The 13,086-nt window shown below is 37.0% G+C and carries 12 protein-coding genes; 9 read left to right on the forward strand and 3 right to left on the reverse strand.

Going from position 1 to position 13,086, the window contains the following annotated elements; genetic code table 11:
- Nucleotides 1–505: 505 nt before the first annotated feature.
- From KBJ98_RS14895 to arsB, 4 genes are read left to right on the forward strand one after another with little or no spacing between them, the layout of a single operon-like run.
- Nucleotides 506–838: an ArsR/SmtB family transcription factor gene (locus KBJ98_RS14895; protein ID WP_210791845.1), complete on the forward strand. Its 333-nt coding sequence runs from the start codon at nucleotides 506–508 to the stop codon at nucleotides 836–838.
- Between the two features lie 18 nt (nucleotides 839–856).
- Complete coding sequence (locus KBJ98_RS14900; protein WP_210791847.1) at nucleotides 857–1,321, forward strand: DUF6428 family protein; 465 nt, start codon at nucleotides 857–859, stop codon at nucleotides 1,319–1,321.
- A 12-nt stretch (nucleotides 1,322–1,333) separates the two neighbouring features.
- Entirely contained in the window at nucleotides 1,334–1,969 is a 636-nt protein-coding gene (locus KBJ98_RS14905) for an arsenate-mycothiol transferase ArsC (protein ID WP_210791849.1), read from the forward strand.
- Nucleotides 1,969–3,009, forward strand: coding sequence for an ACR3 family arsenite efflux transporter (arsB, locus tag KBJ98_RS14910; RefSeq protein ID WP_210791850.1), 1,041 nt, complete (start codon nucleotides 1,969–1,971; stop codon nucleotides 3,007–3,009). Before KBJ98_RS14905 ends, arsB begins: the two co-directional genes overlap by 1 nt.
- Before the next feature lie 480 nt (nucleotides 3,010–3,489).
- On the opposite strand, the gene KBJ98_RS14915 is transcribed toward arsB, so the two are convergent.
- From KBJ98_RS14915 to rocD, 3 genes are all read right to left on the reverse strand, one after another.
- On the reverse strand, nucleotides 3,490–3,915 hold the full coding sequence (locus KBJ98_RS14915; RefSeq protein ID WP_210791851.1) for a GNAT family N-acetyltransferase: 426 nt from the start codon (nucleotides 3,913–3,915) through the stop codon (nucleotides 3,490–3,492).
- 108 nt (nucleotides 3,916–4,023) lie between these two features.
- On the reverse strand, nucleotides 4,024–4,980 hold the full coding sequence (locus KBJ98_RS14920) for an arginase (RefSeq protein ID WP_210791852.1): 957 nt from the start codon (nucleotides 4,978–4,980) through the stop codon (nucleotides 4,024–4,026).
- Between the two features lie 13 nt (nucleotides 4,981–4,993).
- Nucleotides 4,994–6,277 (reverse strand): ornithine--oxo-acid transaminase, encoded by a 1,284-nt coding sequence (gene rocD / locus KBJ98_RS14925; protein WP_210791853.1) that lies wholly within the window; start codon nucleotides 6,275–6,277, stop codon nucleotides 4,994–4,996.
- A 224-nt stretch (nucleotides 6,278–6,501) separates the two neighbouring features.
- On the opposite strand from rocD, the gene KBJ98_RS14930 reads away from it, so the two are divergent.
- The 5 genes from KBJ98_RS14930 (at nucleotide 6,502) to KBJ98_RS14950 (ending at nucleotide 12,985) form a co-directional block, all read left to right on the forward strand.
- Nucleotides 6,502–6,954 carry an Lrp/AsnC family transcriptional regulator gene (locus KBJ98_RS14930; protein WP_166139113.1) on the forward strand — a complete coding sequence of 151 codons (453 nt, stop codon included), beginning with the start codon at nucleotides 6,502–6,504 and terminating at the stop codon, nucleotides 6,952–6,954.
- A gap of 19 nt (nucleotides 6,955–6,973) precedes the next feature.
- Nucleotides 6,974–9,175 carry a penicillin acylase family protein gene (locus KBJ98_RS14935; RefSeq protein WP_210791854.1) on the forward strand — a complete coding sequence of 734 codons (2,202 nt, stop codon included), beginning with the start codon at nucleotides 6,974–6,976 and terminating at the stop codon, nucleotides 9,173–9,175.
- 114 nt (nucleotides 9,176–9,289) lie between these two features.
- On the forward strand, nucleotides 9,290–10,060 hold the full coding sequence (locus KBJ98_RS14940) for a dienelactone hydrolase family protein (protein ID WP_210791855.1): 771 nt from the start codon (nucleotides 9,290–9,292) through the stop codon (nucleotides 10,058–10,060).
- Nucleotides 10,061–10,377: 317 nt separating this feature from the next.
- On the forward strand, nucleotides 10,378–11,388 hold the full coding sequence (locus KBJ98_RS14945; RefSeq protein ID WP_210791856.1) for a M28 family peptidase: 1,011 nt from the start codon (nucleotides 10,378–10,380) through the stop codon (nucleotides 11,386–11,388).
- A gap of 553 nt (nucleotides 11,389–11,941) precedes the next feature.
- Complete coding sequence (locus KBJ98_RS14950) at nucleotides 11,942–12,985, forward strand: tyrosine-type recombinase/integrase (RefSeq protein ID WP_210791858.1); 1,044 nt, start codon at nucleotides 11,942–11,944, stop codon at nucleotides 12,983–12,985.
- Nucleotides 12,986–13,086: the final 101 nt, after the last annotated feature.

The following is a 13,086-nucleotide window of genomic DNA, read 5'->3' on the forward strand; positions in this document are numbered from 1 at the left end:
TTGGGGTGATTTTGGGTGTTTCCTTAAGAAATTGGGCCGTGATCACTGGTGATTTGGTATCTTTTCCTCTCTTTATAGTATGGAATAAGGCTATGTTTTACTCTACCCGTCGAGTGACATTGCTAAAAACGGTTCTCGATACGCGTCACTTCGAGTAGCGGAGCGTATCGAGAAGTTTTACTGCGCAAAAAACACTCGAACTGACGTTTAAAAAAATTACAGTCTACGAGTTTTACTCTATATAATATGTAGCTGTTACAAAATTCATCTATAATACCTGTAGCTCGCGTTAGGGATAGCAGCGGAAAGCCCACAGCTACGACCGTCTTGAGGGAGTGGCGAGGACTTGTAGCAAATAGCCCGACGACTTTCTTGCTCTTGCCCTAACAAAAGGCAAGAGCAAAAAAGGCGGAACGCCCAACAAAAAGAACTCACCTATATATAATGTATAAATAATTGGTTTAATTCAAAGTTTATCGTAATATTGCAATATTAATATATAACGATGGGTACAACTAAATTTGAATTTTATACAGAAGAACAAAATGAGCTGGCTGTTTTAGCAAAAGCAATTGGCCATCCGGCGCGTATTGCCATAATAGAGCATCTGATTAGTGTTGGGAGTTGCGTCTGTGGCGCGATTGTAAACGAACTTTCGCTGGCGCAACCAACGGTATCGCAACACTTGAAGGAACTTAAAAATGCGGGTATCATTAAAGGTTCACTGGAAGGTAATGCTATTTGCTACTGCTTAGACGAGAAAGGATTCGCCAAACTAAATGCATTTTTTGGGGAAATCACTACTCATTTTGAAAACAAAAACAACGCTTGTTGCTAATATTTAAACACTTAACCAATGAAATTATCAGAGATTAAAGCAGAATTGGATAAATTGAATCAGGTAACATTTGTTTTGCCTGATGGCTCGTATGTACCAGAACATTTTCATGTTACCGAAGTGGGCCTACTCGTGCGCCGTTTTGTGGATTGTGGTGGGAAATTACGAGAAGAAAAAATAATCAATTTTCAACTATGGGATGCCAACGATTACGATCATAGACTGAAACCTGCCAAGCTATTGAACATTATCAATATATCTGAAAAAATGCTCGAGATGGATGACTATGAAGTCGAAGTTGAATACCAGGGTAACACCATTGGTCGTTATGATCTTGGATTTAATGGTACTGATTTTTTATTGCTGAACAAACAAACTGCCTGTTTGGCTGAAGACCAATGCGGAATTCCTGCTCCCAAGCAAAAATTAAGTTTAAATGCGCTAACCAACAACAGCTGCACACCAGGAGGAGGCTGTTGCTAAAATACAAGTGGAATGAAAAACTCTAGCACTACCCTATTGCCCAAATTACAAGAAAGTATTGAGCAATTAGATTACAACTCTATACCTGTAGAAAGGCGCAACTTTTTGCAGCCGATGATTGAATATCTTAAAGAAAAAGTTTCAGCAGGATCAAACATAAGGTTGAACTTTATTTGCACTCATAATTCAAGAAGAAGTCATTTATCTCAGATTTGGGCTCAAGCTGCTGCCGCTTATTTTAAGATTCCAAATGTTTATTGTTATTCTGGCGGAACAGAAGCAACGGCACTTTTCCCGATGGTTGCTGAGACTTTGAAGCAAAATGGTTTTTTGATAGAAACCATTGCAACAAGTAGTAATCCTATTTACACTATAAAACACAGTTTGAATGATCCTGCTATAATAGGTTTCTCTAAGAAGTATGATGATAACTTTAACCCTACCGATGAATTTGCTGCTTTAATGACCTGCTCGCAGGCGGATGAAGGCTGTCCGTTTATATTTGGGGCTGAAAAAAGAATTCCGCTACAGTATGAAGATCCGAAATTATTTGATAATACAGCAGAGCAAGCCACCAAATATATGGAACGCAGTTTACAAATTGCAACGGAGATGTGTTTTGTATTTTCTCAAATAAAATCAAAATAATGGCAAAGAAAAGACTTCATTTTTTAGATCAATACCTTACACTCTGGATATTTTTAGCTATGCTGCTTGGTGTGAGTATTGGTTATTTTATTCCCGATAGCAGTACTTACTTGAACTCCTTGTCAAATGGAAGCACAAATATTCCGTTAGCAATAGGATTGTTGTTGATGATGTATCCGCCATTGACTAAAATAGATTTTTCGAAAGTGCCGCTGATGTTTCAAAAACCAAAATTACTTTTACTATCGTTACTGGTCACTTGGATTATTGGACCTTTTTTAATGTTTGGACTTGCGACATTGTTTTTGCAAGACTATCCAGAGTACATGACCGGCCTTATTATTATAGGTATTGCGCCTTGTATTGCAATGGTAATTGTTTGGAACGAGTTGGCCGAGGGCAATCGGGAATTAACAGCTGGTTTAATTGGCATTAATAGCCTTTTACAAGTTTTCTTTTTCAGTTTTTACGCCTACTTTTTTTTAGAGATTATGTTGCCTTTGGTAGGAATCAAAGGATTAAACTTACCTATAACCATTGGAAGCATTGCGGAAACAGTTGGAATTTATCTCGGAATCCCTTTTGTATTGGCACTTATCAGTAGGTACGGAATTATAAAAGCAAAAGGACAAACATGGTTTAACCAAAAATTTATTCCTTTTATATCACCAATTACTTTGATAGCGTTGCTTTTTACTATTATAATTATGTTTAGTTTAAAGGGTGAAATGATAGTTGCTTTACCATTCGATGTAGTTACAGTCGCAATTCCTTTGGTAATCTTTTTTACTATCATGTTTTTCTTAATGTTTTTTGTGGCGAAAAAATTTGATGCTAATTACAGAGATACGGTGGCACTGTCGTTTACCGCATCGGGGAATAATTTTGAATTGGCGATTGCCGTTTCTATCGGTGTTTTTGGTATTAATAGTGGTCAAGCTTTTGCGGGTGTTATTGGACCTTTGGTAGAAGTACCTGCCTTGATTCTGCTTGTGAGGGTTGCCTTTGCTTTGAGAGAAAAATACTTTTTGAAAAATTAAAACCACTTGGATGAAACTAGTTTTTGCTTATGATTTTCGTCAGTTCGAGTTTTTTTTACCCTGAAGCTTTCTGCAGAAAATAGTATCGAGTACTTCGATAAAAACCCTGGATAAAAGAAAAATTTCCTTAACAACGGTTCTCGATACATTTTTTGTTCCGGTTAACTCCACAAAAAACACTCGAACTGACGGTTTGAATTATTTTATCCAACGATTAATATTAATTCCATTTATTAAACAAAAAAGCATCGATAGAACTGCTATCGATGCTTTTTTATTGGTGAAAATTATAAAATTAAAAATATTAGGATGTTCATTTTTAAGTGATGGAAACGTTAATATTATCTCCTAGCTTTTCGTCAAATTTCGGATTTGCCTAAACTTGAGAGAGATTAAAAACTGAAATCATAAATAAATAAACATCTTAAAAGTTTGCTAACAAACCAAATTACATTAAAACACTACAGTTAGTGCTTCTCATTATTTTTTCTTGCAATATATTTTACTCTCTTTGAGTTTGAATCCAACGCTTGAATATAAATTGATTGCAGCCAGTCTGTGATCTTCTGTAAAAAGAAGTATTTCAGAAAGTTCTTTTTCTTTACCCACTTCCACTAATAGGTTAATTAGTTTTCTTCCTATTCCTTTTCCGCGTGAAGCAGAATCTACGACAACATCTTCAATCCAACCTTTGTGTCCAGATATAACTTTATATGTACACATTGATGCAATTCCAATTATTTTGTTGTCATCCTCACAGTATGCAACCGTAACCTGGTTTTCCTCATTTAATATTTCCTCAAGATCTAACTGAATTTTATTTGGACTCAATTGACGGAATAATTCAGAAACTTGCTCTTTAATATCTAAGTTTAAATCATTTTTGGTTAAAATAGCTGTTCTCATTTCTTTTCAAATCTGTTAAAAAATACAATTTTATCAAGTTAATTTTTTATTTCAAATTCTGAATTAAAGTTAAGATTGCTAGAGAACGATGCAAAGTTGTGCACAACTCTAAGATTGAAGTAGCGTGGTTGTAAATTCCTCTAAAATCTCAAAAGCTGTTTCTGCCATTTTGTTTCCTTTCGTATCGAGTAAAGGATTGATTTCAACGAATTCAATACATGCTACTTTTTGTGAAGCCACAATTTGTTTCAACATAGCGGTTACTTCAAGTGGATCAAATCCTCTTGGTACAGGAGTGCCTGTACCGTAAGAAACCATATCGCAATCTAGAGAATCAACATCAAAAGATACGTAAATCATATCGCAGTCGTTCATTTTGTTCAAAGCTTCGGCTACACAAACATCAAGACCGCGGTAGCGCACTTCGGCTACTTTATAATTTTTTATTTGCAAACGCTCGATTTGCTTGTCTTCTTCTTCTTCGGTATCGCGAACGCCAAAATAAACCAAGTTTTCTGGAAGAACTTTTGGTCCCGAGAAACCAATATTTTTCATTTGCTCCCAATCCTCTTGTGTAGCTGCGCTAACTTCATTGTTTTGGCACTCTAAATTATCTTGTCCTAACGCAGCTGACAACGGCATGCCGTGAATATTTCCGGATGGCGAAGTGTATGGAGAATGTAAATCGGCATGGGCATCAATCCAAAATACGCCAATTTTTTTATCAGGATAAGCTGCTTTTATCCCACTAAGTGTTCCTAAAGCAGAGGAATGATCACCAGACAAAACAATTGGAAAAAATCCTTCTTGCAATGTACTTTTAACGACTTCGTGTACGCGGTTGCACTGCTCCAAAACATGTTCGATTCGTTTGGCCGATGTACTGGTGCTTTTATTATAAATGGTTTCGTTGTGCGTTTTTACATCTTGAAACGGATATTGATTAAAATAATCATTGTCACGATTAATAGCTGCAATTTCTAAAGCGTCGATTCCTAAATCAGATCCACGAGTTCCAGCCCCAATATCAGATCTGTTTTTAATTAGTTTTATTGTTGTTTTCATAAAAATCTGCAGTCTATTTAAAATCGTTCAAAGCCCGTTCGATAATTGCTAAACACTCGTGAATTTGCGATTCGGTTATCACCAATGGTGGTGCAAAACGAATTTTATTTCCGTGTGTTGGTTTAGCAAGCAAACCGTATTCGCTAAATTTCATGCAAATATTCCAAGCCAAATCGGATTCCTCATCGCAGTTTACAACAATTGCGTTCAGCAATCCTTTTCCGCGAACCAAAGTTATAATTGGATTTCTTGCTGCAATTTCGTTCAATCCTTGACGCAATACTTCGCCAAGATAAGCTGCATTTTGAGCCAAATTTTCGTCCTTAACAACTTCAAGTGCTGCAATAGCAACTGCTGCCGCAACAGGATTTCCTCCAAAAGTAGACCCATGTTGACCTGGCTGAATGACATTCATAATGGCATTATTAGCCAACACTGCAGAAACAGGATAAACACCTCCTGAAATTGCTTTTCCTAAAATCAAGATATCAGGTTTTACCTCAGGCGTATTTTCACAACCGTTTTTGCATTCGCAATTACCACAAGTTGCCAATAAACGACCTGTACGTGCAATACCTGTTTGCACTTCATCAGCAATGAATAAAACATTGTGCGCTTCACAAAGTGCTTTGGCTTTTGCCAAATAACCTTCGCTTGGTACATACACACCTGCTTCACCTTGAATTGGTTCGACTAAAAAGCCAGCGATTGTGTTTGATGATTGCAAAGCTGCCTCAAGTGCTACAGTATCATCGTATGGAATTTTTATAAATCCAGCGGTAAAAGGTCCAAAGCTTTTGCGTGCATTTTCATCATTTGAAAAAGAAACAATCGTAGTTGTACGTCCGTGAAAATTATTTTCGCAAACAATGATTTGTGCTTGATTTTCTGGAATACCTTTTACTTCATAAGCCCATTTTCTGCACAGTTTTACAGCTGTTTCAACCGCCTCCGCACCAGTATTCATTGGTAAAACCTTGTCGAAACCAAAGTATTTCGTCACATATTCTTCAAAAGGACCTAATTGATCATTGTAAAAAGCACGTGAAGTTAGCGTCAATTTTTGCGCTTGCTCCATCATTGCTCCCACAATTTTCGGATGACAATGCCCTTGATTCACTGCCGAATAGGCAGACAAGAAATCAAAATAACGTTTACCATCAACATCCCAAACATACACTCCTTCTCCTTTTTCAAGCACTACGGGTAGAGGATGGTAATTGTGTGCGCCATATTTTTCTTCTTTCGCAATTAATGCTTCAGCTTTATTGGATAAATGGGAATTTGTTGATGTCATAGCAAAACGTATTTAATTAGTACTGAAACAAAAATACTAATATTATTTAAAAAACAACATTAAAAACAATAATTTGACTTAAAAGTAAACTTAAAAAAATATTTTAGACTATTTATAACTATTAAAAAGTCATTTTATTAAAGATAAATAAAGACTGAATTTTTAATTTGAAGAAAAAAAAGTACTTTTATAATTCGTTAACACTTTAAAAACAAAAGCCTAATATGGAACCCATAGACGATTTCGATATAAAAATCATTCAAGAATTAGAAAAAGACGGCCGAATGGCCTACTCCGCGATAGCAACTACCTTAAAAATTTCGAATACCATGGTGCATCAACGCATTAATCGATTGATTGAGCACGGCATCATTACGGGTATTAAACCCATAATCAACGAAAAAAAATTAGGTTATGATTGGGGGGCATTTACAGGATTAACATTGAATAAAGATCAAGATTCAGATCGCATTATCGAAGAGCTGAAGCAAATTCCTGAAATTACAGAGTGTTACTACATCACAGGATCATTTACTTTGTATGTAAAAATCAATGCCAAGAATCACGAACACATGCGACGTATTCTCTATGAGAAAATAGACAATATTCCTGGCATTGCTAAAACCGATTCGATCATTGAACTAGGTTGTGCCTTTAAACGCAATGTAAGTTTGTAAATCTAAATACTTCCCTCCTATGAAAATTTTGTCACAATACAGTTCTCTTCTTTTAATAACTTTACTTTTTACTACAAATACCTTTGCACAAAGTATTGATAAAAAAGAAATTAACCGACTAGAAAAAACAGCGAAGCAAGTACAAATAATTAGAGACCAATGGGGAATTGCACATGTGTACGGAGCGACTGATGCCGATGCCGTTTTTGGACTTTTGTATGCGCAATGCGAAGACGATTTTAAGCGCGTTGAGATGAATTACATAGAAAAACTAGGTCGATTAGCAGAGGTAAAAGGCCAAAGTGTTTTGTACAATGATCTCGAAACTAGATTGCTTATTGATACTGAAGCCGCACAAGCTGACTACAAAAAAGCGGCGCCTTGGATGAAAAAATTACTTCAAAGTTTTGCAGACGGAGTCAATTACTACTTGTACAAACATCCTGAAGTTAAACCGAAACTTTTGCAACATTTTGAACCTTGGTATCCTTTATTGTGGACAGATGGCAGTATTGGCGCCATCAGTACAGGCGGATTAACTACCGCTGAGCTTAAAACTTTTTATTCAGGTAACAGTAGTAAAATAGCTTATACAGAGCGCGAACCCAACGTGCAAACAGGATCAAATGGTTTTGCCATTGCTCCCTCAAAGTCGGTTACAGGAAACGCGATGTTGTATACCAATCCGCACACTACTTTTTACTTTAGACCTGAAATTCAAATGAGCAGCAACGAAGGTTTGCAAGCATACGGCGCTGTTACTTGGGGACAATTTTTCATTTACCAAGGTTTTAACGAAAATTGCGGTTGGATGCACACCTCGTCAAATGTTGATGTAGCCGATTTGTATGCTGAGAAAATCGTTAAAAAAAAGAATCAATATTTTTATGAGTATGAAGGTAAATTGCGAGCCGTTCAACAAAAAAACATCACCATATCTTACTTAGAAAACGGAAAACTTATCCCAAAAACATTTACCACTTATGCCACGCATCACGGACCAATAATGGGCGAGCGCGGTGGCAAATGGATTAGTTTGCGCGCCAACAACAGATCAATGATTGGCCTAGAGCAAAGTTGGTTGCGCACCAAATCGACTTCGTTTGCTAGCTACCAAACCGCAATGGATTTAAAAGCCAACACCTCTAACAACACTGTTTATGCGGATAAAGAAGGAAATATTGCTTATTGGCACGGGAATTTTGTCCCTAAACGCGATCTAAGGTTTAATTGGTCAAAAGAAGTTGATGGCAGTATAAAAACAACGGAGTGGCAAGGCTTACATACCGTTGCAGAGATTGTGCATGCTTACAACCCGAAAAATGGTTGGCTACAAAACTGTAATTCTACCCCTTTTACTGTGGCAGGAATCGAGAGTCCAAAGGCGCAAAACTATCCAAATTATATGGCGCCCGATGGAGAAAATTTTCGTGGTTTGAATGCCGTTCGACTACTTGGTCAAAATAAAAAATATACTTTAGAACAGTTAATCGCCGATGGGTACAATACCAAACTAACTGCTTTTGAATTTTTGATTCCCGCATTGCTTAACGCTTACGCAAAGACTTCAGCGGCGAATACTGATACATACAAAAATCTTGAAGAACCGATCGCAATTTTAAGAAATTGGGATTATCACGCCGATGAAAAATCTGTCGCAACAACATTAGCCGTAGAATGGGCTTACCGATTGGATCCTATTTTACAAAAAGTGTACGTGAATCAAGGTGAAAAAGATCAGGTTCAAAACGCCATCGCTTTTGCGGAAGCAGCAACAGCTGAACAATTGTTACCGCAATTGCAAGCCGTGGTTGCTGATTTACAGTCTAAATTCAATACTTGGCAAGTGCCATGGGGAACCATCAACCGTTTTCAACGCAGCTCAGGCGCTATCGATTTAACCTTTGACGACAACAAAGAAAGTTTACCAATAGGTTTCGGACCAGCATTGTGGGGAAGTTTACCAGCCTATAAAAGCAGCTATGCTAAAAACACGATCAAGCGTTATGGCAGCAATGGCAATAGTTTTATTTGCGCAGTAGAATTTGGACCAAAAGTAAAAGCCAAATCACTTTTGGCAGGCGGTAACAGCGGTGATGTCAATTCAAAGCATTTTGACGATCAAGCCGAAATGTACCAAAAAGGAGTTTTTAAAGACGTATTATTTTACAAAGAAGATGTTTTGGCCAATGCTAAAAAATCCTATCATCCTGGAGAATAAACCTGAAGGTTGGGCCTATCATTTTTAAAAATAGCCGCATTGTTTTTTTCCATTAAACTTTTCCCTAGTGATTAAAATAAGCTTCAAATTTGTAGAAACAAAAAATAAAAAATTATGAAACAATTCGTTTTAACTTTATTAGGTGCTTTTGCGATTTCGTTTGGCGCACAAGCTCAATTAAAAGCCGTTGCTTATTCTGATGGCGCTCAAAAATTAAATGGTTTATCAATTGCTCCTCAAAAAGGAAGCAAAACCAAACCAGGAATTTTAATTCTTCCTGCTTGGAAAGGCATTGATCCACATGCCAAAAGATCAGCCGAAGAATTATCAAAAATGGGATACTATGCCTTTGTAGCTGATATTTATGGTGAAGGAAACTATCCGCAAAACACACAAGAAGCTGGACAAAAAGCGGGTTACTACAAAAACAACGTAAAAGAGTACCAAAGACGCATACAATTGGCACTAGACCAATTGGTAAAAGCTGGTGCTAATCCGGACAATATTGTAACCATTGGCTATTGTTTTGGTGGAACAGGTGTACTTGAAGCTGCAAGAGCGGATATGAAATTGAAAGGTGTAGTCTCATTTCACGGAGGTTTAGGACGCGATGCTGCAAGACCCAACAACCCAATTACTACACGCGTACTGGTATTGCACGGAGCAGACGATCCTTATGTTCCTGCGTCGGAAATCTCTGCTTTTCAACAAGAAATGAGAGACACTAAAGCCGATTGGGAAATGATTTATTATGCAGATGCTGTACACGCTTTTACAGAGCCTGAGGTTGGAAATGACAAATCAAAAGGAGCTGCCTATAACGAAAAAGCGGCCAAACGTTCATGGGCACGCATGAACACCTTTTTGAAAGAGGTTTTGCAATAAATTAAAAAACACTTTTTTTAAAACAGTACACCATTGGTACAGTACTTTCATAAAGTTTGTACGTATTAACGGTATACTGTTTTTTTATGCCCAAAAATTTAAACGAGGTTCAAGACTCGATTCGCTTTTGCGCCAGCGTGCCAATAACAACTCTTATAATTTCGAATAGAAAACAAAATCATATTTGTTTAGCGAACCAAAGTAAGTTCACGAAAAAGATTAGATTGTTAAATTCCTACATTATTGGGTTAAAATTTTCATTTTTGAGAATCTTTTACTCATATTTGTCACTTAGTAAAAATTAAAAAACGAAAACCATGAAAAAAATCCCATTATTGGCAGTCATAGCCGGGCTTACCATCAGTTGCAGCAGTCAAAAAGCTGGTGTTGTAGCGGCAAATCCAGGCAAATACATGAATACCATTACCGCCGATGAGTTAAAAACACATCTTTACATTGTAGCTTCGGATGAAATGGAAGGCCGCGAAACTGGTTCTGCAGGACAAAAAAAGGCAGGTAAATACATGATTGAACAATATACCAAAAACGGAATTTCGTTCCCAAAAGCTGCCACTGACTTTTATCAAAAAGTACCGGCTAGTTTTTTAAACGCTAGAAGAAATCAAAACTTACCCGACTCTGAAAATATTTGGGCATTTATCGAAGGAAGTGAAAAACCGGAGGAAGTAATTGTTATATCTGCGCACTACGATCACGTGGGTGTCGAAAAAGGAAAAATTCACAACGGAGCCGATGACGACGGTTCAGGAACTGTGGCACTTTTAGAAATTGCACAAGCTTTTCAAATGGCCAAAAAAGCTGGACACGGACCAAAAAGATCTATCTTGTTTTTGCACGTAACGGGCGAAGAGCACGGCTTGCTAGGCTCACGTTATTACTCTGAAAATCCGTTGTTCCCGCTAGCCAATACGGTTGCTGACATCAACATAGATATGATTGGCCGACGCGACAAAAACCACAGCAATAGCAATTATGTGTATGTAATTGGGGCTAACAGACTTTCAAGCGAGCTAGACGCCATTTGCACCACTGCCAATGCAACTTACACGCAGTTAGAGTTGGATTATACATTTAACGATCCAAAAGATCCGAACCGTTTTTATGAGCGTTCAGACCATTATAACTTTGCAAAATTTGGAATTCCATCGGTGTTTTTCTTCAACGGTGTACATGCCGATTACCACAAACCTACGGATACTCCTGACAAAATTGAGTACGATGCATTGGCAAAAAGAGCTCAATTTGCCTTCGTAACGGCGTGGGAATTGGCTAATCGTGCCAACCGAATTGTGGTTGACAAAAAATAATTATTGGGGCACCACCTTACCTACACTATCGTTTCGGTAAGGTCGGGCTATCCGTTACAATCTCCCGAGAAAAATCGGGAGGATTTTCACTACTATCCCTGGTGCATAAAAAAAGCTTTGATTCACGTCAAAGCTTTTTTTGCTTTTACATGACTTTTAGTTTTAATCTATAGGTTAAAAACAGTTATTTCTCCATCAAATTAATACATTTAATCAAGTATCACAAAACATTAATAAGCAACCCGTTGGGTGTAATTAGTTTTTGATGATAATTTTTAGTCAGTTCGAGTGATTTTCGATAGAAAATTGTATCGAGAACAGAAAAATTATCATTAAAAACAGTTCTCGATACGCGTCACTTCGAGTAGCGGAGCCTATTGAGAAGTTTTGTTCCGTTTCTCTACACAAAAAACACTCGAACTGACGTTTCTAATAATTACACCCAACGGGTTAATAATCAATAAAAAACACCTAAATTAAATCGAATTTTCTTTCTTTTTTTCACCACCAAGAGCAATTTTTTTCTTATCTTTATGAAAGAAATTGATATGGTATGAACTGGAGAGCCACCACTGTAAAACACAAAAACGAAACTAGAATAGCGGTTTATTTTGATCACAATAAGGATTTAATTGCCCGTATCAAACAATTTGAAGATGCCCGATGGAGTCAAACTTTACGTGCTTGGCACCTTCCTGCTACTCCCGAAAATTTTAATCATTTTCAAGTTCCAATTCCAATATATTACTATCCATCGGCCGAGGGAATTCAAGAAATAGAAAAATTCAAAAACTGGTTGCGCTCCAAACGTTACAGCGAAAGCACTCTCAAAACCTATTGCGAAGCATTAAAATCGTTCCTGACTTTTTTTAGAGAAAAAGCAGTTGCAGCAATAAGTAACGAAGATGTTATACAGTACACAAACGGATATATCTTAGAGAACAAACTTTCGGCTTCGTATCAAAATCAAATGGTAAACGCCATCAAACTGTATTTTAGTACGGTTCAAGAAACGAAAATTGAAATCGAAAAAATTCATCGTCCAAAGCGATCTAAAGTTTTGCCAAATGTATTGAGCAAGCAAGAAGTAAAATTAATATTGGAGGCTCATAGTAATATTAAACATAGAATGATGCTCTCTTTAATTTACAGTTGTGGCTTACGCTGTGGTGAGCTTCTTGCCTTGCAACCGCACCATATTGACTCCAAACGAAACGTAGTTTTATTAAAAAATGCGAAAGGCAAAAAAGACAGAATAGTTCCCTTAAGCCCAAAAATTTTACATTTACTACGTGATTATTACACTTTGTTTAAACCCGAAAAATATTTATTTGAAGGAAAAACAAAAGGCTGTGCTTACGACAGTCGCAGTTTACAGCAAGTATTAAAATCGGCCTTACAAAAAACAGCGATAACAAAGCCCGTAACTTTGCATTGGTTGCGACATAGTTACGCAACACATTTACTAGAGACTGGGACTGATTTACGATATATCCAAGAATTATTGGGACATAACAGCAGTAAAACAACTGAAATATACACCCATGTAAGCACGAAAAGTATTCAACAAATAAAAAGTCCATTTGATGATTTGTAATAAAATTATTATTCTTATATTTGAAGCAAATACGTTAGCGTATAGCGCCAATACACCCAAATTTGGGTTGATACACGCTATAATGTAGCGCATATATACTA

This window comes from Flavobacterium erciyesense (assembly GCF_018069925.1).
GTDB lineage: Bacteria > Bacteroidota > Bacteroidia > Flavobacteriales > Flavobacteriaceae > Flavobacterium > Flavobacterium erciyesense.